Origin of the sequence: Streptomyces sp. VNUA24 (assembly GCF_029167005.1) — a bacterium.
GTDB classification, from domain to species: Bacteria; Actinomycetota; Actinomycetes; order Streptomycetales; family Streptomycetaceae; genus Streptomyces; species Streptomyces scabiei.
Window position 1 is genome coordinate 2,383,777 of record NZ_CP119143.1, and the last position, 19,910, is coordinate 2,403,686.

General features: G+C 71.5%; 13 protein-coding genes and 1 pseudogene. 5 read left to right on the plus strand and 9 right to left on the minus strand.

The window, feature by feature from the left end; genetic code table 11:
• Positions 1-25 precede the first annotated feature (25 nt).
• Positions 26-436, plus strand: a complete 411-nt coding sequence (locus tag PYR72_RS09930; protein WP_275454967.1) for a hypothetical protein — start codon at positions 26-28, stop codon at positions 434-436.
• Positions 437-520: 84 nt separating this feature from the next.
• On the opposite strand, the gene PYR72_RS09935 is transcribed toward PYR72_RS09930, so the two are convergent.
• The 3 genes from PYR72_RS09935 to PYR72_RS09945 are packed head-to-tail and all read right to left on the minus strand — an operon-like array spanning position 521 to position 4,273.
• Entirely contained in the window at positions 521-1,621 is a 1,101-nt protein-coding gene (locus PYR72_RS09935) for an ABC transporter ATP-binding protein (RefSeq protein ID WP_275454968.1), read from the minus strand.
• Positions 1,618-3,219: an iron ABC transporter permease gene (locus tag PYR72_RS09940; RefSeq protein ID WP_275454969.1), complete on the minus strand. Its 1,602-nt coding sequence runs from the start codon at positions 3,217-3,219 to the stop codon at positions 1,618-1,620. The genes PYR72_RS09935 and PYR72_RS09940 overlap by 4 nt, the downstream gene beginning before the upstream one ends.
• 4 nt (positions 3,220-3,223) lie before the next feature.
• Positions 3,224-4,273 (minus strand): iron ABC transporter substrate-binding protein, encoded by a 1,050-nt coding sequence (locus PYR72_RS09945; protein ID WP_275454970.1) that lies wholly within the window; start codon positions 4,271-4,273, stop codon positions 3,224-3,226.
• A 353-nt stretch (positions 4,274-4,626) separates the two neighbouring features.
• Here PYR72_RS09945 and PYR72_RS09950 point away from each other — a divergent pair, with 353 nt between their 5' ends.
• A complete protein-coding gene (locus PYR72_RS09950) occupies positions 4,627-7,290 on the plus strand; it encodes an AMP-binding protein (RefSeq protein WP_275454971.1) in 2,664 nt (887 codons plus the stop codon).
• 152 nt (positions 7,291-7,442) lie between these two features.
• On the opposite strand, the gene PYR72_RS09955 is transcribed toward PYR72_RS09950, so the two are convergent.
• From PYR72_RS09955 to PYR72_RS09965, 3 genes are all read right to left on the minus strand, one after another.
• Positions 7,443-10,832 carry a S8 family serine peptidase gene (locus PYR72_RS09955; protein WP_275454972.1) on the minus strand — a complete coding sequence of 1,130 codons (3,390 nt, stop codon included), beginning with the start codon at positions 10,830-10,832 and terminating at the stop codon, positions 7,443-7,445.
• Between the two features lie 440 nt (positions 10,833-11,272).
• Complete coding sequence (locus PYR72_RS09960) at positions 11,273-11,722, minus strand: SRPBCC family protein (RefSeq protein WP_275454973.1); 450 nt, start codon at positions 11,720-11,722, stop codon at positions 11,273-11,275.
• A gap of 262 nt (positions 11,723-11,984) precedes the next feature.
• Positions 11,985-12,428 (minus strand): peptidase inhibitor family I36 protein, encoded by a 444-nt coding sequence (locus PYR72_RS09965; RefSeq protein ID WP_275454974.1) that lies wholly within the window; start codon positions 12,426-12,428, stop codon positions 11,985-11,987.
• A 151-nt stretch (positions 12,429-12,579) separates the two neighbouring features.
• Here PYR72_RS09965 and PYR72_RS09970 point away from each other — a divergent pair, with 151 nt between their 5' ends.
• On the plus strand, positions 12,580-13,641 hold the full coding sequence (locus PYR72_RS09970; RefSeq protein WP_275454975.1) for a winged helix-turn-helix domain-containing protein: 1,062 nt from the start codon (positions 12,580-12,582) through the stop codon (positions 13,639-13,641).
• 45 nt (positions 13,642-13,686) lie between these two features.
• Positions 13,687-14,148 carry an NADAR family protein gene (locus PYR72_RS09975; protein WP_275454976.1) on the plus strand — a complete coding sequence of 154 codons (462 nt, stop codon included), beginning with the start codon at positions 13,687-13,689 and terminating at the stop codon, positions 14,146-14,148.
• Here PYR72_RS09975 and PYR72_RS09980 read toward each other — a convergent pair.
• Positions 14,138-14,854 (minus strand): HAD family hydrolase, encoded by a 717-nt coding sequence (locus tag PYR72_RS09980; protein ID WP_275454977.1) that lies wholly within the window; start codon positions 14,852-14,854, stop codon positions 14,138-14,140. The two genes, PYR72_RS09975 and PYR72_RS09980, sit on opposite strands and share 11 nt — an antisense overlap.
• Positions 14,855-15,515: 661 nt before the next feature.
• Positions 15,516-15,938, minus strand: a pseudogene (locus PYR72_RS09985) (SigE family RNA polymerase sigma factor); the annotation flags it as partial.
• A gap of 394 nt (positions 15,939-16,332) precedes the next feature.
• Here PYR72_RS09985 and PYR72_RS09990 point away from each other — a divergent pair.
• Complete coding sequence (locus PYR72_RS09990; RefSeq protein ID WP_275454978.1) at positions 16,333-18,654, plus strand: PQQ-binding-like beta-propeller repeat protein; 2,322 nt, start codon at positions 16,333-16,335, stop codon at positions 18,652-18,654.
• 193 nt (positions 18,655-18,847) lie between these two features.
• On the opposite strand, the gene PYR72_RS09995 is transcribed toward PYR72_RS09990, so the two are convergent.
• A complete protein-coding gene (locus PYR72_RS09995; protein WP_275454979.1) occupies positions 18,848-19,813 on the minus strand; it encodes a pirin family protein in 966 nt (321 codons plus the stop codon).
• Between the last annotated feature and the right edge of the window lie 97 nt (positions 19,814-19,910).

Consider the following 19,910-nt stretch of genomic DNA (forward strand, 5'->3'; position numbering starts at 1 on the left):
CTCGGACCGGTAGGGGGAAAAGTCCATGAAGTGGGTGCGACGAGTCAGTCTGGTGGTCTGCACGGTGTCGGCCCTGGTGTTCGGGGTCGGGACGCAGGCGAATGCCGCGGTGCCGCCCCAGAACGTCGGCTGGCTCTACACGGAGGGTGGCAGCGGCGCGGTGTTCTTCGACGCCGACCTGGCCGGCTATCCGTCGATGGAGAAGATCACGGTGTGCGACAACGACTCCAATGACCGAGGTGTCGTCGCCACCCTGACCGGCACCGACCCCCGTGGCGGCACCATGGCGGTCATCCTGCGCGACCCGTCCAACAACGGCAGCTGCACCGCGGACTTCGGCAACTTCTTCGCCGACGGGTTCTACGTCTACGTCACGGTCTGCGAGTACTGGGGCAGCCGCGAGGACAACTGCCGAAGCGCGAGGGGTGTCGCGTAACGTCCGGAACGTGTACGGCGGTTCGTCCGGGCACGGCTGGGCGGTCACCTCGGCCAGCAGGGTGCAGCGCGTAGGGTGACCGCTTCAGGCGCTCGGCGACGTCCGAGGCGGCTCCGCGATCTCCGACGAGGATGCCGTGGCGTTGTCGTGCAGAGTCGCCTCGCCCACCACCCGTACCCCTGTCTCCTCGCCGAGCCCCACCGGTGGTTGGCCCGGGACGCGGATGTCGATGGGCGAGGCGTGGTGCGGGACGGTCACGGTGACCATGGCGTCGTGGCCGTAGTAGCGGATGTCGGTCACCCGGCCGGGGACGGCACCGTCGGTGTCGGGGACGGTGAGCCGGAGTTGCTCGGGGCGCAGGAGGACCGTGCCTTCCCGGGTGCCCGTGGGCGGGCCGGTGAGGGGGACTCGGCCCAGTGCCGTGTCGGCCGTCCCGTCGCCGCTGGTGGTGCCCGGGAGCAGCACCGCCTCCCCGACGAACGCCGCCACCCAGGGGTTCGCGGGGCGGCGGTAGAGGTCCTGGGGCGTGGCGCACTGCACGACCCGGCCCGCGTGGACGACCGCGACCAGGTCGGCCGTGGACAGGGCCTCCTGCTGGTCGTGGGTGACCAGGACCGCCGTGGCGCCCGTGGCCCGCAGCGCCGCGCGCACGTCCGCCCGGACGCCCGCCCGCAGGGCGCTGTCCAGGGCGTTGAACGGCTCGTCGAGGAGCACCAGTTGGGGACGCGGAGCCAGGGCGCGGGCCAGGGACACGCGTTGCTGCTGGCCGCCGGAGAGTTCATGGGGCATACGGTCGCCGTAGCCGGCGAGTCCGACGAGGTCGAGCATCTCCTCCGTGCGGGCCCGGCGTTCGGTTCGGTCGGCGCCCTTGAGGCCGAAGGCCACGTTGCGGGCCACGTCGAGGTGCGGGAACAGCGCGCCCTCCTGCGGCACGATGCCGATCCGGCGGCGCTCGGGCGGAAGGTGGACCCCCGGACCGCCGAGCACGCGGTCGCCGAGCCGTACCGTGCCGGCGTCGGAGCGCAGGAAGCCGGCGACGACACGGAGCATGGTGGTCTTGCCGCAGCCGGAGGGGCCCAGGACCGCGACGAGGGATCCGGAGGGCGCGGTGAGGTCGAGGCCGCGCAGGACGGGGGCGTCGGGGCCGTAGGACTTCGTCAGGCCCTCGATCCGGAGAGCGTTCATGGGCGGTGCCTGCCAAGGAGATAGGAGGGAACGGCCGCCAACAGGATCAGCGCGGCCGCGTAGGGGGCCGCCGCCGCGAACGAGCCGGCGCCCGTCTCGGTCCACAGCCGGGTGGCCAGGGTGTCCATGCCCGTCGGCCGGAGCAGGAGGGTGGCCGGCAGCTCCTTCATGCAGACCACGAAGGTGAGGGCCGCCCCCGCCGCCACCCCGGGCGCGGCCAGGGGCACGGTGACCTCGCGCAGCACCTGCCAGGGGCGTCGGCCGAGCGAGCGGGCCACGTCCTCCAGCACGGGCGGCGCCTGGAGGACCGCGGCGCGGGTCGCGGCGACCGCGACGGGCAGGAAGAGGACGGCGTACGCGCCGACCAGCAGCGGCAGTCGCTGGTAGAGGGGGTAGGCGTAGCGGACCGCGAAGAAGACCAGGGCCAGCGCGACCGTGATGCCGGGGAGCGCGTGGCCCGCGTACGCCGACTGCTCCAGCAGCCGTGCCCCGCGCCCTTTGTGCCGGGCCGCGATCACCCCGACCGGCAGGGCGAGGACCGTGGTGAGGGCGGCACCCGCGGCGGCGACCCCGAGGGTGGCCAGCGCGGTGTCCGTGAGCAGGGGCAGGTCCCAGCCGGCGGAGGAGCCGGCGGTCAGCCAGTAGCCGAGGGTGGCGAGCGGGAGGACGACCGCCACGGCGACCACGGTGGCGCACCACAGCAGGGCGGCCGGCCGCCACCGGCCGAGGGGGAGCGGAACCGCCGGCCGGGCGGTGCCGGTGCCGGTCCGCGCGTGTCCGGCCCGTCCGCGGGTACGGGCCTCGGCGGCGACCAGGGCCACCGTCATCACGACCAGCACGACGCTGAGCGCGGCGGCCGGGGTGCGGTCGAAGGAGGCGCGGTAGGAGGTGTGGATGGCGCGGGTGAACGTGTCGTAGCGCATGAGGGAGACCGCGCCGAAGTCGGAGAGCACGTAGAGCGCGACGAGCAGGGCGCCGCCCGCCGCCGAGGGACGCAGCTGGGGCAGGGTGACGCGCCGGAACGTGCGCAGCGGGCCGTGTCCGAGGGAACGGGCGGCTTCCTCCTGAGCCGGGTCCATGCCGCGCAGCGCGGCGGCGACCGGCAGGAGGACGTACGGAAAGCTGACGAGGGTCAGGGCGAGCGCGGCACCGCCGAACCCGGCGAGGCCGGGCTCGGCGGCCAGCCAGGTGAACGCGGCCACGTAACTGGGCACGGCGAGCGGCAGCGTGGCCAGCACCGACCAGGCGCGGGCGCCGGGCAGCGCGGTGCGCACGGTCAGCCAGGCCAGGGAGACCCCGAGGACCAGGCAGGCCGCCACGACCACGACGGTGAGACCGAGGCTGCGGCCGAGGAGGGCGAGGGTGCGTTCGTCGGCGACGACGTCCCAGGCGAAGGCGGGCCCGCGTTCGAGGGCGCGCACGGCGAGGTAGCCGAGCGGCAGCAACGCGAACAGCGCGGCGACGCAGGCGGGGACGAGCAGGACGAGCGGCGGCCGGCGCCCGGCGTCGGAGGTGGCCCCCCGGGCGGTACGGACACGCCGGCGCCCGGCCGGAGCGTCCGCGCCGGCCGGGGGTGCCGTGGATGCGGTGGTGTGCACGAGGTCAGACGAGTCCGACGTCCTGGAGCATCGCCAGGGTCTCCTGGAGGGAGTCCAGCTTGCCGAGGTCGATGTCGGGGGACTCCAGGGACTCGAACGGCGGCAGCCCCTCGACGGTGCTGGTGACGCCCGCGGCCAGCGGGTACTCCTTCGTCGTGTCGGCGAAGTAGGTCTGCGCGTCCTTGGAGAGCAGGTAGTCGACGGCCTTCTGCGCGGCCCCGGTCTGCCCGCCGTCCTTCAGGATGCCCGCGCCCGCCACGTTGATCAGGGCGCCGGAGTCCTGGCCGGGCAGGAAGTGGAGCTTGGCATTGACCTGGTCCTCGCCCTTCTCGGCGACCCGCTCGTACCAGTAGTAGTGGTTGACCAGGCCGAGGGAGACCTCACCGGCCTCGATGGCGTCGAGGGTGGCGAGGTTGTGCGCGTAGGTCTTCGCGCCGTTGGCCTTCAGGTCCGTCAGCCACTCGCGCGTGGCGTCGTCGCCCTCCAGGACGCGCATGCCGGTGACGAATGCCTGGAAGGAGGCGTTGGTGGGCGCGAAGCCGACCTTGCCCTTCCACTCGGGCTTCACCACGTCGTGGACGCTGTCCGGAACCTGACCCTCGGTGAGGTCGTCCGGGTTGTAGGCAATCACCCGGACACGTCCGGACAGACCCACCCAGTCGCCGGCACCGCCGCGATACGCCTCGTCCACCTCGTCGAGGGAGGACGGGGGGAGCTTCTTGAGCATCCCCTCCTTGGAGAGGGCGCCCAGGGCGCCGGCGTCCTGGGAGAAGAACAGCCCCGCCTTGGTGCGTTCACCCTCCTCCAGGATCTGGGCGGCGAGTTCCGCGCTGTCGCCGTAGCGCACCTCGACCTTGGTGCCGACCGCCTTCTCCAGCTTGTCGAGGAGCGGCTCGACCAGCTTCTCGTTGCGTCCGGAGTAGATGACGAGGGTGGAGTCGCCCCCTTCGCCGGCCGTGCTCTTGTCGTCGTCGGAGCCGCAGGCGGCGAGGGCGGGGAGCAGCAGGCCGGCCGCGACGAGCGCGGTGATCCGGCGAGCCAGGGGGCGTCGCATGGTGGGGTGCCTTCCTGCCGGGCCACCGGCGAACCGCTGGGCGCGGATTCGGTCGACGGGCGGCGAACTGATGCTTTCAAGCCAACTGTGAACATGCTATGAATAAGGTAAAGCTTGCCTAACCGTCAAGGGATCTGTGCTATTTGCGGACGCTGCCGCAGAAAGGTTGCGCGCCCGTGATCTCCCCGCCCGAACCGCTTCTCGCCCCCTCGCGGGCCTCGGTTCCGAGCCCCCCGCCGATCGCCGGCTCCCTCGCGACTCCGACCGTCCTGCCCGCTCGGAGCCCTCTCACGGCTCCGGGCGCTCCCACGGCTCCGGGCCCTGTGCCGGAACCGTCCTCCCGGCCGCGCGGAGTGACCTTTGCGCGCCGGCTTGCCGCGCATGGCGACCGCGTCGCACTCATCACCTCTTCAGGTGCGCTCAGCTATCGGGAACTCGCCCGCCGGGTCACCGTCACGGCGGAGCGCCTCGGCCCGGTCCGCCGCCTCGTCCTGCTGGCCGGCGCCAACGACGTCGACGCCCTGGTCGTCCATCTCGCCGCCCTTTCCGCCGGACACCCCGTCCTGCTCGTCCCCGGCGACAACGACAGCGCCGTGGACGCGCTGACCACGGCGTACGACCCGGACGTGGTGGTCCGTCAGGACGAGCGCGGCCACTGGTCCCTCGACGAACGCAGGACCGGCAGTGCCCACACCCTCCACCCCGACCTCGCGCTGCTGCTGAGCACGTCCGGGTCGACCGGCTCGCCGAAGCTCGTACGGCTCTCGCACGACAACGTGCAGTCGAACGCCGCGGCCATCGCCGGGTACCTCGGCATCAGCGACACCGACCGAGCGGTCACGACCCTGCCGCCGCACTACTGCTACGGCCTGTCCGTCATCCACAGCCACCTGGTCCGCGGTGCCGCGCTGATCCTCACCGACCGCTCCGTGGCGGACGCCGAGTTCTGGGAGGAGTTCCGCTCGGCCCGCGGCACATCGCTGGCCGGCGTGCCGTACACCTTCGACCTCCTCGACCGCGTCGGCTTCGCCGACATGGAGCTGCCGCACCTGCGGCGCGTCACCCAGGCGGGCGGCCGGCTGGCACCCGAACGGGTCGCCCGCTACGCCGAGTTGGGGCGCGGCGCGGGCTGGGAGTTCTTCGTGATGTACGGGCAGACCGAGGCGACGGCCCGCATGGCCTATCTGCCGCCGCACCTCGCCGCCGCCCGCCCGGAATCCGTGGGCGTGCCGATCCCCGGCGGCTCCTTCCGCCTGGCACCCGTCGACACCCCGGCCGAGCCGGACACCGGTGGGAGCGGCGCCGCGACGGACGGCATCGGCGAACTCGTCTACTCCGGCCCCAACGTCATGCTCGGCTACGCGCAGGGCCCGGCCGACCTCGCACTCGGCCGTACCGTGCGGGAGTTGTACACGGGCGACCTGGCGCGGCGCGCACCCGACGGGCTGTTCGAGATAGTCGGGCGCCGCAGCCGCTTCGCGAAGATCTGCGGCCTGCGGATCGATCCCCAGCGCGTGGAGACCCTGCTGGACCGGCACGGAATCACCGCGTTCTGCGCGGGCGACGGGGACGCGTTGGCGGTGGCTGCAATGATCGACGGCCTCGGGAGCGCTTCCGGCGAGGTACACGTGCGCCGTCTGGTGGCGCACGCATGCGGGATTCCGCCGCGAGCGGTCCAGGTACGCCTCGTCGCGGAACTGCCCCGCCTGACCAGCGGAAAACCCGACTACGGCACCGTACGCCGCCTCACACGTCCCGGGCCGGGAGCGGGCGTCGCGGGCGCGGACCCGGCCGTCGACCCACCGAACGGGGAACCGGCAGCCGTCCTGCGGAGCCTCTACGCCGACATACTCGATCGCGACGACGTCACGGACGACAGCAGCTTCGTCGGTCTGGGCGGCGACTCGCTCTGCTACGTGGAAATGTCGCTACGGCTGGAGGAAGCTCTCGGCACGCTGCCCACGGACTGGCACACGAGGCCGATCCGTGAACTGCGGTCCCTGGCACCGGAGTCGCGGCAACGGCCGGAGGCCCCGGACACCAGCCCGGCCGGAGAGCGCGGTGGGACCACAGACCGCCCACCACGGTGGGCCGGACGGCGCCGTCCGACACACTCCGCCGTACACGGTTCCCGAACGCGTGGCGCCCGACGCTCCCTGGAGACCGGGATCGCGCTACGGGCGATCGGCATCGTGCTCGTCGTCGGCTCGCACATCCCCGTCTTCACCCTCCAGGGCAGCGCGCACATCCTCATCGGCGTCGCAGGCTTCAACTTCGCCCGCTTCCACCTGACCGCCGCCGACCACCGGGACCGCCTGCGCCACCTGTGGCGCAGCGTCGCCCGCATAGCACTCCCGAGCATGGTGTGGATCACCGGCGCGGTCCTGCTGACCGGCTTGTACGATCCCGCCAACGCGCTGCTGCTCAACAGCGTCCTCGACCAGGGCACCGAGCGCCACGAGTGGCACTACTGGTTCGTGGAGGCCCTGGTCTACTTCCTGGTCGTGCTGGGCGCGCTGCTGACCGTACCGCTGCTGGACCGCCTGGAGCGGCGCCACCCCTTCGGGGTGCCGCTCGCTCTGGTGGCGATCGGCCTGGTCGGCCGCTACGACCTGCTGGGGCTGGCGCCCGCCCGCTTCCACCTGGGCCCGGCCGTCGTCTTCTGGCTCTTCGCGCTGGGCTGGGCGGCGGCTCGCGCGACGAGCGTCCGGCAACGGCTGCTGCTGACCGCGATCCTGCTCCTCACCACGCCCGGCCTGTTCCAGGACCAGCCGCAGCGCACCCTCCTGGTCATGGCGGGCCTGACGCTGCTGATCTGGGTGCCGACGCTGCCGAGCCTGGGTCCGCTCAACCGCGTCGCCGGCGTCCTGGCGAGCAGTTCCCTCTACATCTACCTGACCCACTTCCAGGTCTACCCGCTCCTCCGCGACGACTTCCCCGTCCTCGCTCTCCTCGCCTCCCTGGCGCTCGGAATCGGGTACGCGACGGTCGCCACTCGTGTGGTCCGCAGGCTCTGACCGGACCAGGGTCCCGAGGACGGTCGGCCCGGACCTGCGGGATGTCGCACGTCAGGTTGCGGTGCAGGCATGTCCGAGGGGGCACCGGGATGACCCGGTGCCCCCTCAGACCGTGCCCTTCGCAGGTCCCTCAAGGGCGCCGTCGTGCAGGGTCAGTGGGCCGGCGCGATGCGGTAGGCGCGTAGGACGGTCTGGGTGACGGTGTTGCCCGCCTTGTCCGCCGCGCTGATCCGCAGGGAGGCGTAACCGGTGCGGTTCGGGTGGTGGAGCAGGGCGGTGCCGGTGGTGCCCCGGCGGGTGACGTGGACGGTCTTCCAGGTGCGGCCGTCGTCGTAGGAGACCTGGAGGGCCAGCCGGGTCACCGCCGGCCGTGCGGCCTTCGGGGGGCGCTGGACCGTGAGCGGCAGGCGGAAGACGCCGCCGGCGGGGGCGGTGCTGCGGAGGTCGACGGCTCCCCCGGCGCGTACCGTGAGCAGCGGCAGCGCCGACGTCTTGGAGCCTCGGGGCCGTGCCGAGGTGAAGCCCCAGGTCACCGTGGAGCGGGTGCCGAGCGCGGTCCAGTCGGCCGTGCGCGTGGTGCGGACGGCCAGGGTGTAGCGGCGCTTCGCGGCGCTGGGGACGGTGAAGCCGATGTCCAGGAGGTCGTCGGCCCGGTGGAGGACCCGTCCACCGGAGGACAGCACGACCTCGCGTGACATCCCGGACTCGGCGAGGTCGAGGCGCTGCCCCGCGCCTTGGGCGGCATACGGCACGAGGTCCAGGGATACGTCGTTGCCCGTGCGGGTGGCGCTGTGGACGGCCGGGCCGACGGGGGCCCGGTTCCAGTCGATGCCGTAGGTGTGTCCGGCCCGGTAGCGGCGGACCGCCGTGGTCTCGTCGTGTTCCGGGAGACTGCCGTCGGGCCTGTTGTCCGTCGTCCCGAAGAGGTCCAGGTAGTGCGTCCAGGTCAGTCCGGGGGCGACGGAGTAGTACTCGGTCGCCCGGCTCGGCAGAGCGGTGCGCAGCGTCGGGACGAACGGCGTCAACTCCGACGTGGACGACGGCAGGTCGGATCGCACGGCCACGGCCCGCCTGCCGCCCTGGGAGGCGTACGTGGCGTGCACGGTGGCCAGTTGACGGTCGTGGACTACGGGGTCGGTGTCGGCCGGTATGCCGCCCTTGTGGGTCTGGCGCAGGGAGTAGCGGTAGGCACCGCCCGCGTCCTTGCCCGTGAGGGTGGTGGAGGCGGCGTAGGTGACGCCCGGGGCCTGGGCGGTGGGAGTGGCGTACAGGGTGGCCTTGCCTCCGACGACGACGGTGAGCGCGTAGCTGTCATCTCCCCGCGCGGGGGTCAGTTCGAGGCCGGCCGTGGTGGAGATCGCGGTGGCGTCGCGGCGGTCGGTGCGGGCCGAGACCTTGCCGGCCCTGCGTCCGTCGAGGGTCACGGCACGGTCCTGGTCGGTGCGGATGCCGGTGGCGGCGAGCAGGGTACGGGTGCCGGTACGGTTCCCGGAGGCGTCGAACCCGGCGAGGCTGTCGTCGACGCCGAGGATGGTGTAGTCGTCCTCCGGCAGACGCAGCCGGAACGTGCCGTCCCCGCCCAGCCGGATGTCCTGCCGGATGCCGGTGCGCGGGCCGAAGACCGTCAGCGGTGCGCCCGCGGCCGGCTTTCCCTCACGGTTGAGGCCGGTGATGGTCAGGGTGTGGCGTTCGGGCTCGGCGAACAGGCCGACCGCGGTACGCACCGTGGTGTCCCCGGCGGTGGCAAGGACCGCGCCGCCGTAGCGGCCGACCTGGGCCTTGGTGGTACGGCCGGTGACGTGCGCGGTGGCGGTGCCGTGCGCGGGAACGGTCACGCTCGTGGCGTCCAGGGAGAACATGCCGGCGGGTGCCCGCTTGCCGCCGGGGCCGTAGGCGTCGAGGGCGAGTTCGAGGGTGACGGGCCGGTCGCCGTCGTTGCGGTAGGTGATCTGACGGGTGGCGGTGGCGCCGGCGTGCGGCCAGGTGAACAGGCCCAGGCCGGCGGCGCCGGAGGTGGCGTACACCTTCTGCTTCAGGGCGCGCACGATGTCGAGGCGGCCGGAGCCCTGCTGGAAGGCGGTCAGGTTCTTCAGGCCGTGCGCCGAGGAGGTCAGGGCCCGCTTGAAGTCGGCGGCCTTCCAGGTGGGGTGGGCCTGGGCGAGCAGGGCGACGGCGCCGGTGACGTGCGGGGCGGCCATGGAGGTGCCGGACGCCTGCTCGTAGCGCGGGTTGGGCACGCGCGTGTCCATGTTGGTGCCTTCGGCGCGGGCACCGATGATGTCCGAGCCGGGTGCCACCAGTTCGGGCTTGACGGCGGCGTCGCCGAGCCGGGGTCCCTGGCTGGAGAAGTAGCTGAGCGTGTCGCGCTTGGTGGTGCTGCCGACGGTGAGCGCGGCGTCCGCGCTGCCCGGGCTTCCCACGGTGCCGTCCACGCCGTTGCCCTTGGGCCCGCCCTCGTTGCCGGCGGCCACCACGAACAGGGTGCCGCTCTGGGCGGTGAGCCGGTTCAGGGCGGTGGACACCGGGTCGGTGCCGTCGGTGACGGTGTCGCCGAGGCTCATGTTGACGGCGACCGCGTGCTGGGCCACGGCCCACTCCATCCCGGCGATGATCGCACTGTCCGGACAAGCTCCGTCGTCGTCGCAGACCTTGCCGATGAGCAGCCTGGCGCCCGGCGCGACGCCCGCGTACTTGCCGTTCGACGCCGCGCCCGTCCCGGCGATGGTGGAGGCGGTGTGGGTGCCGTGCCCGTACCCGTCCTTGAGGCTGGTACCGGCGAAGACCTTCGATGCGGCGATGCGTCCCTTGAAGTCGGGGTGGGTGGCGTCGATACCGGTGTCCAGATCGGCGATCAGCGCGTCCTTGCCGGTGATGCCCGACTTCCAGGTGGCGGGAACCCCGATGATCTTGTTGCTCTCGTCGTCCAGGACCTTCGCCTTGCCGTCCAGCCAGAGCTTGCCGACACGGCTGGACAACTGCCCCTTGAGCAGCGACCGCCACAGACCGCCGGTGGTCTTCTTGGGCTGGGTGAGGGTGCCGCCGTTCAGGGCGCGCAGGGTGCGCCCGAGGCCGGCTCCGTGTGCGGCGAGGGCGGAGCGGGAGGCCCCCTTGCCGGCGCGTTCCATGACGATCAGCGGCAGTGAGCGCGAGCGGGCGTCGTCCCGACCGATGCGGGTCAGCTCCGTGACGTCGAACAGCCGCGCGTCCAGCTTTCCGGTGGAGAGGGGGCGTTCGGCGTCCTGGGGGATCACACTGATGTGCTGTGTCCCGGCTCGGAGGGCACGGACGAGACGGAAGCCCATGTCCTGCCGGCCCTTGCCGGGCAGGACGGACACGGCGGGAGCCTTCTTGCCGGGCTGGGGGCGCAGGGTGACCCGGTCCCCGGTGATGAGGGTGACGGTTGTGGCGGTCTGCGTGCGCTGCCCCACCGACGCGGCTTCGGGGGCGACGGCCTGCGCGACCGGTCCCGGCACGGCGACCGAGACGGCCACCGCACCTGCGAGGGCGGGGAGCATCCCCCACCTGACTGACTTGGGCGGCAATGCGTGCTCCTTCGGTGTCCGGCTCCACGCCGGAATCTGAGGGGACAGGAGCTCGATCACGTCGTGTGCGTACGCATGGGTGACCGGACCCTGGAGGAGGGAGAACGGGCGCCGTCGGCGGGCGCCGCGGTCGTCCTGGTCACGAGCGTCCAGGTCAGAGGCGTTTTTCAGCGACCCTCGACGACACTCTGAAAAATCCGGTCCTCCGGTCGTCGGTCGGGTCAGCCGCGTGGGGCACGGAGGCGTTCGTGCGGAGGCGTTCGTGCGCAGGCGTTCGTGCGGAGGCGTTCAGACCGAGGCGTTCGTGCGGACGCGTTCAGACGGACGCGTCCGGGCGGAGGCGTTCAGGCGGACGCGTTCGACCGTGGCCCGGCAGCGCGCCCGGTCCGTGTGCCGGCCCTCGTACCGCCCCTGAGGGCGTGGTGATCGTCGATCCGGGCTCAGCGCAAGGCGTCGGCGAGGTAAGCGTTGCGGGTTCTGATGAGGCGGGGCATGTACCAGCTCAGGACAGTGCGGTCGGCGACACGTCCGAGGAATCCGAACGGCGAGGCGAAGTCGATGACGTCCCTCATCACGGTGCCGCCCGTGCCGTCCGGCTCGAAGTGATGACGGTGATGCCATCGCTCGAAGGGGCCGGCATCCTGCTCGTCCACGAAGCACCGGGGCGGGTCGTACGCCGTGATGCGGGCGGTGAGTCGCCAGGTCAGGCCGAAGTGGCGGGCCTGGAAGGTCACCGTGTCGCCGAGCGAGAGTGCGCCCCGGGTCCTGCCACCGACCGCCCGCTCCGAGGAATCGGCCATCGACCGCGTGTGCGCTTCCACGTCGAGGCATGCCTCGAACACCCGGTGCGGGGGTGCGGCGACGGCTGTCACGATCTCGAAGTGCGGCACCCGGCCATCCTAGAAAGGCGTGCTCGATCGCCTATCGGTGGGGCCGATTCCCGGGTCGGCATCGACTCCGGCCTGATGGTCGACGTTCAGGTCGGCACAGGCATTCCCTGTCCAGAGGGTGCGGGGCGCGCCGTCGACGGGATCGGCTCCGGCAACGGCGCTGGGAGTGCAGGAGCGACGGGAGGGGGCCGAAGGCGAGTCCGACGAAGCCGCCGTCCGCGTTCGGCCCCCGAGTCGCCCAGCGTCAGGCGTCAGGCGTGGATCAGCAGCTGGCTTCCCAGCGGTGGGAACGGATCCTGACATTGAGGTTCGGCCACTCGCCACCGTTCTGCGGGATGCAGTAGCCGTTGCCGGTGTAGTTGGGGCCCGTGTAGAGGACGACGTAGGCGTACGCGGACGAGGTGCCGCTGTTCTTGGCCGACCCGACGTTCTGGGTGTCGGACCACGAACACTGCACGGAACCATTCCACCAGTCCGCGTCGGCGTTGGACCACGAGCAGCGGCTGCCGTTGCCGGCGCCGCCGGTGTAGGCGCACAGGTTGCCGGTGCCGCACGACCACGCCTGCGGTGCCGCACTCGCGGAGCCCGGTGCGACCAGGCTCAGACCGGCCGTGGCGACGGTGAGCGCCACGGCGGCGAGGGCCCTGCGGCCCCGACGGGGGGTGCGGCCGGACTTCCGGTCGTGCTTCTGCTCGTACGGGAACATCGGCGTGCCTTCCTCCTGGACGATGCCAACGGAATGCCAACGGACCTACGGCTGGCGGGAATTCATGTTTCCCGCACCACGCGCCGCTGTCATGCTCATGCGAGGGGAGTGAAAACACGCAGGTCGGAGACAGGCGACCATGGGGAACGGGATGCTCCGCTTTCACTTCACACCCGAGGACCTCACCAAGGTGCGCGTGGCGACCGAGCCCCACGCGCTCTGGGAGATCGCGGTCAGCCTGCACCGGCTCCAGACTCGCGAAGGCCGCTGGGCCTACGCCCCCTGGTTCCGTGACGCGCGCGCCGCGCTGCGCCGGGCCGGGCTCGAACAGACCGTGAAGAGCTTCCTGCTGCCGCTCTTCCCGCGCGCCGGTTACTTCCCCGACTTCCTGACGCCCCCGGAGGGCACACAGGACCTGGACGCCGGGCTGGACGCCGTTCTGGCGACCCCGGACACGAGGGTGGCGGGCGAGGTCGAGCTGCTCGACCGGGCCGTCGGCGCCCCGGCGTGGACCCGTCGGCTCGGCGAGCGGGGCATGCGGGAACAACTCGTGGGCGCCCTGCGTGCCTACCACCGTGCCGTGATCACCCCGCACGAGGAGCACATCCAGCAACGGCTGCACGCCGAACGCGCCCGGCACGCGCACACCCTGTTCCACGCCGGGACCGGAGGCATGCTCGACCAGCTGGGCCCCACCATCCGCTGGCGGTCACCGGTCCTGGAGATCGACCCGTACCCGGACCACCGCGACGTCTCCCTCGACGGCCGGGGGCTGCTCCTGATCCCCTCCCACTTCTGCTGGCACGCGCCCATCGCCCTGGCCGACCCGGGACTCCCGCCCGTGCTGCTCTACCCCCTGCACCACCTGCCCGCGACGACGCGTTCCGTCGACTCGCCCTCCCTGAACGCCCTGCTCGGCACCACCCGCGCCGCCATCCTGCGGGCCGGCGCGACCGGCTGCACCACCACCGAGGCCGCACACCGGGCCGGAGTGACCCCCACGACGGCCAGCCACCACACCGCCGTACTACGCGAAGCGGGCCTGCTCACCAGCCACCGCCACGCCAACACGGTCCTGCACACCCTGACCCCGCTCGGGGCCGCCCTGCTGGAGCGGAAGCCGCGGCAGGACGACCGAGGGCAGGGGCCGTCGGACTCGGCCCGTGGCCACGTACCGGCCGATAACCGGTTGCGGGGGCCGGGGCACGCCTGACACGGTGCGGCTTTCCGTGACACCCGTGAGGTTCAGTGAGGTTCCGTGACGATCTACTTCTATGGCGCCGATGAAGTCCCCTATGGATGCTTCTCGAACTTCTCCGATCACGGCTTCGACCTCGACGGTTTCTGGTGGGCGACCTCGGAGCACTACTTCCAGGCGCAGAAGTTCAAGGGCACCCGCCACGCGGATCTCGTCCGGCGCGCACGCACGCCGCTGCGGGCAGCGGAGCTGGGCCGTGACGCGTCCCGGCCCCTGCGGAGGGACTGGGAGCGGGTGAAGGACGACGTGATGCGCCGTGCGGTGGCGGCCAAGTTCCGTGCGCATGCCGATATCCGTGACGTTCTGCTGTCCACCGGCGAGGAAGAGATCGTCGAGGACACCACCACCGATCACTACTGGGGCCGGGGCAGGACCGGGAACGGCAAGAACATGCTCGGGCGGATTCTGATGCGCACCCGTCACCAACTCCACGCCGAACCCACCGAAGTGTTCAGCGGGTGAGGGCGTCCGGGAGTTCGTCGAGGGAGTGGATGACGCGGATGCCGCTGTGGGTGATGCCGGAGTCGGTGTCGGCCCGGTCGAGCCAGTAGGCGTGCAGTCCCGCGTCGTGGGCCCCCACGGCGTCGAGGGTGTACTTGTCTCCGACGTAGGCCACTTCGTGCGGCGGGAGGCCGAGGGAGGTGCAGCCCGCGAGGAAGATGCTCGGTGCGGGCTTGGCCGCGCCGTGCTGGTCGGAGCAGATGAGGGCGTCGTCGAAGTAGGGCAGCAGGCCGATGGTGTGGAGCTTGTCGCGCTGGTGGTCGACGGATGAGTTGGAGACGATCCCCAGGCGGTAGTCCGGTGCGAGTTTCCTGAGGACGGGCTCGGCATCGGGAAATGCCGCCCAGGCGGCGTTGCGGTGGGCTTCGTAGCCGGCGAACCAGGCTGACGCTTCGTGGTCCGGCATGCCGGAGGTGTCCTGCCCGAGGTGGGAGAGGAATCGGCGAGTACGTTCGAGCCGCTGCTCGATGAACGTGAGCTCGCCGCCGAGGAAGCGTGCGTACTGCGCTTCCATGATCCTCCGCCAGAACGCGAGTGCCGTGGCGGGGTCGGGGAACCGGTCGAGCAGCCGTTGCTCCCGCAGGTGGGCGAGCACGCCGACTTCTTCCGAGGTCGAGTAGTCGAACAGGGTGTCGTCGACGTCGAAAAGCACACCCTGGATCGCCATGAGGTCGCCCCTTCCGGCCTGGTGGAAACCGCTTCCGGCAGAGGTGAGCATCCCACGAGTGCGGTGGGGGTCGGTGGGGGTCGGTCGCCGGCCGGAGACGAACGGCGCCCTGACCGCGATCTCGGCTTCCAGCCCGGCTCTCCGAGCGGCGCGGGAAGCCGTGAGAAAGCCCCTTTCCAGGTGAGTGAGCTCGTCGTTCGGCCGGCCGGCGATCCGTTCCGCGGCCCGAGCCGGCCTTGTGCCCCGGTACTGAGCTTCTGGATCACGTGCCGACTCAGGTCGACCCGCCCGGCAGGGGAAGGGCTGCTTCGACGGTCCAGCCTCCGTCCGGGCGAGCCCCCGTCGTGGCCCGGCCGCGGCACAGTGCCGCGCGTTCGCGCATGCCGATGATGCCATGGCCTGGCAGCGTGTCCGGTCCCGCGTGTCTGCCTTCGTCATCGACACGGAGGTACACACCGTCCGTCCGGTAGTCGACCGTGAGGGTCGCGCAGGGTGGCCGGGCATGGCGGCTGACGTTGGCGAGGGCCTCTTGGAGGATGCGGTAGGCCGTCAGATCCAGCATGCTCGGCAGCGGCACCGGGGTTCCCTTGATGACGATCTCCACCTCGGCACCGGCCCGGCGCACGCTGTCAGCCAGTTCGTCGACGTTCGCCAGCGAGGGTGGAGCCCCCAGCACCTCCGCGACGTCCCGTTCGGGCAGGTCCTGGTAGTAGCGCAGCACCACCGCGGCCCGCTGCCGCGCCGGCAGCAACGCCAACATGGCCTCCAACCGGGTCCGTTCATCCACGGCGGCGGTCTCGTCCCCCACCTCGGGCGGGTCGGGCAACCGGTCCACGGGATGCTCGCCCCACCAGCGACGCCGTGCCGAGCGAGCCGCGGCACGGACAAGGATCCTGCGCACATACGCCTCTGGCGCCTGCTCGCCCACCTTCGGCCAGGCGAACCACAGCTTGACCAGCGCCTCCTGCAGCAGATCCTCGGCCCGGTGCCGGTCACCGCCGGTGAGCAGCCGCGCCAGGTGGAGCAGGGCCGACCACCGAGCCGTCACGAACCGGTCGAACGCGTCGGCACGCAACTCCCCCATATCCGTCGCCCCTTACCCCTGCACGCCCCTACACCTTCAACAAGGCACTGGCCCCTGCCCCGCTATGCACCCCGCCACGTGACCTGGCCCACACAAGACCACCCTCGTGGTCCCCATGCCGCGCTCTCCCTCTTCCCGTCCGGCAACCGGCCGAGGACCAACATGACGGCGAGGTCAGGCTGACGCCGCATTCCCGAGCCGTGGACGACCGACGTCGCCACGGCCTGCCCGCTCGTCCCTCACGAAACGAAGAATCGGTCATCAGGTCTCGTACCACCCTCTTACAGGCCCCTGCCGCAAGTGCGGAGTTGTCCCCAATCAGCGGTGATGAGCGGCAAGATGGGGCAATCTTCGACAGTGGCCGAGGTTGCCACGTTCGTTGTGGGGGTGGGACATGGAATCGGGATCGGGGCTGAGACCGGAGGCGTTCGGGGCGCTCGAAGCGGGGGATCCGCCGCAGGTGGGGCGGTACCGGATCATCGCGCGCCTCGGGGCGGGCGGGATGGGGCGGGTGTATCTCGGCCGCTCGCCGAGCGGCCGGGCGGTGGCAGTGAAGGTGGTTCGTCCGGAGCTGGCCGAGGACGGTGAGTTCCGGCGCCGGTTCACCCGGGAGGTCGCCGCTGCCCGCCGAGTGAACGGATTCTTCACCGCCGGGGTGGTCGATGCCGATCCCGACGGGTCTCCGGCCTGGCTGGCCACGGCGTATGTCCCGGGCGTATCGCTCGGTGAGGCGGTCGCCGCGCACGGGCCGTGGCCTGTCGACTCCGTGCTCGCCCTGGGGGCGGGCCTGGCTGAGGCTCTGGAGGCCATCCACGCCGTGGACGTCGTCCACCGGGATTTGAAGCCGTCGAACGTGCTGCTGGCGGCGGACGGCCCACGGGTGATCGACTTCGGGATCTCGGCGTCCGGCGAGGCGAGCGCCCTGACCCGTACGGGCATGACGGTCGGAACCCCCGGCTTCATGTCTCCCGAGCAGCTCACCGGCAAACCGATCGGTCCGGCCAGCGACATCTTCTCACTCGGCGCCGTGCTGACGTTCGTCGCAACCGGCAATGGTCCCTTCGGTATCGGCTCCGCCCACGCCCTGCACTTCAGGGCGGTCTACGAAGAGCCTGAACTCACTTCGGTGCCGCCTGGACTGCGGGATGTGATCTCCGGCTGTCTGGCCAAGGACCCCGAGCAACGGCCTTCCGTCGCCGCACTGTTGAACCAGTTGGCCGAGTCCGTCGATGGTCGGGACACCACCGAGGTTCCGTTCGAGGCGGAGTGGCTGCCGGCGCCCGTGGCCGCGAGCGTCCGCACCCGCGCCGTGGCGCCTCAGCCTGCCACACCGCCGCCCATGGCATCGGAGCCCGCCCCGTCCCCTCCGTCGGGCCCAGTGACACCGACACTCACGGCCGGGGGCACCACAGCCGCCGCCTCCGTTCAGCCCGCTCCGCCGGTCCGGCCGCATCCGCCGACCGAAGCAGTGGCCCAAGGGGCCGGGGTGCGCACACCGGATGCGGCTGACGAAACAGCCCCGCACGGGGCACCGACCCGTACCGGCCGACGCCCCGTCTCCGGGACCGCGCAGCCCCTGGCCTCTGCAGGCGCCGCAGCCCGTCCAGCGCCGGGCAAGAACGGGCCGGCGCCGGCACGGATCGACGTCGGCGGAGGTGCTCCCCGCCTCTCCCGGCGGCGGGCACTGTTCGGGCTCGTCGGCGCCACGGCTGCGGCAGGGCTGGGCTTCACCGGCTGGCGATTCCTCGGCGGCCCCGATCTCCCGGAACACGGCTTGGCCTGGAAATTCACCACGGGTGACCACGTCACCAGCGCGCCGACCGTTGTCGACGGCGTGGCCTATCTCGGCAGTGCCGACAATCAGGTGTACGCGCTGGACGCCTCAACCGGCAAGGTGAAATGGAGTTATGCCACCGGCGGCACTGTGCTGACGCCGGCCGTGGCCCAGGGCATGGTGTACGTCGGAAGCGGCGACCGCCAGGTGTACGCGCTGGACGCCGCCACCGGCACGAAGAAGTGGAGTTTCACCGCCGACGCAGCGGTGTACACCTCGCCGGCGGTGCGTCTCGGATCGGTTTTCGTCGGCAGCGACGACACCAAGGTGTACGCGCTGGACGCGACCACCGGTGAGCTGCAATGGAGTTACACCACGGGCGACCAGGTGCAGTCCTCGCCTGTGGTGGTCGACGGCGTGGTGTACGTCGGCAGTGACGACGCCAGTTTGTATGCCCTGAACAGCACCACGGGAGAGAAGCAGTGGAGTTTCACCGCGGGCAACGCGATATCCAGCGCGCCCACCGTGATCTCGGGCGGCTCGGTCTATTTCAGCAGCGGTGACCGGACCGTGTACGCGCTGGATGCCGGTACCGGCGTGAAGAAGTGGAGTTACACCACTGGTGACACACCGGGGACACCGACCGTGAGAGGCGGATACGTCTATGTCTACAGCCATGACGGCCATGTGCATGCGCTCGACGCCGCCACCGGCGTGAAGAAGTGGACTTTCTCCACAGAAGCCGGGGCCTCCACGCCTGCCGTGGCCGGCAAGGTCGTCTACGTCGGCAGCTATGACGGATCCCTCTACGCGTTGGACGCCACCACCGGTGCCCCACAATGGAGATTCCGCGCCGACGACATCGTGAGGTCTCCCGTGGTCCTCAGCGGCTTCGTCTACTTCGGCAGCGACGACAAGAACCTGTACGCAGTGCCTGTCTAGGGCCAGGAGCCCATCCACGCCCTCAGGTCGGCTGCGCAGCCGTGAGCACAGCGGTCACGCATGGATGGTTCCCAACCCCCCACCCGCCGTTGCGGATTGATGTACGGGCTCACGTCGCCGGCGCGTCGGCCCCCCGGGCCAGGCGATCGGCCGACAGGGCCGCCCACGGGCAGCCACACCGTGCCTCCCCAGGTCAGCGCACCCTTCCCCGCGGCTTCAACGGCACAGGCGGCAGTTCCGGTGCGGGCAATGGCGCCCCGTCGTATCCCTTGACCTCCCCGAACCGCGACCCTTCCATCCAGTCCTGACGGGCCTGTTCGATCTCCTCCTGCGACCGTCCGATCCAGTTCCAGAACATGATCAGCTCCTCCTCGAACGGCTCGCCGCCGAGGAGCATGAGAGAGGCGTCCGAGTCGGCGCGCAGGGGGAGTTCGGTGCGGCCGCAGCCGAGGTAGAGCATGGAGCCGGGGAGGACGGGGACGCCGTCGACGTGGGCCTCGCCGGCCATGGCGAGGACGGCGTACTCGAAGTCGGGTTCGAGCGGGAGGCGTACGTCGGCGCCGGCGGCCAGCGTGAGGTCGGCGCCGACGATCGGGGTGAAGGTCGTGCCGGGCGAGGTGGCCCCGTCCAAGGAGCCGAGGATGAGGGTGGCGCTCAGGCCGGGGGCCGTGACGACCGGCAGTTCGGCGTGGTGCTCGAAGCGCGGGTCGGTGTGCCGGTGGCTGTCCGGCAGGGCGACCCAGAGCTGGGCGCCGTGCAGGTAGCGGGCGTGGGACCGCGGGCTCTCCTCCGAGTGGCTGATGGCCCGGCCCGAGGTCATCAGGCCCAGCTCGCGCGGACGGATCGTCTGCAGGCTGCCCGTGGAGTCGCGGTGCAGCACCTCGCCCTGGTGCAGCCAGCTGACCGTCTGCAGGCCCATGTGCGGGTGCGGTGGCACCTGCATACCGGGCTCGTCGGCGATGTCGTCGGGACCGTAGTGATCGACGAAGGCCCAGGCGCCGACCATGCGGCGGCCCAGGTTGGGCAGCAGCCGCCGCACCTCGGTGGACTCGCCGAGCCTCACCTTTCGAGGGCTGAGGAGTTCCCGCACCGGTTCGGCCACCACGAAGCCACGGCCGCCGCACACCGCGGGCACCGGCTCGCGATCAAGATTGCTCATGCTGCACAACCTAGTCCCGTCCGGCCGCCCCCGTCAGCCGGCACACAAAGTGGTGGAATATTCAACAGCAGGCGGAGGTTGTGCGCCTCGAAGGAGG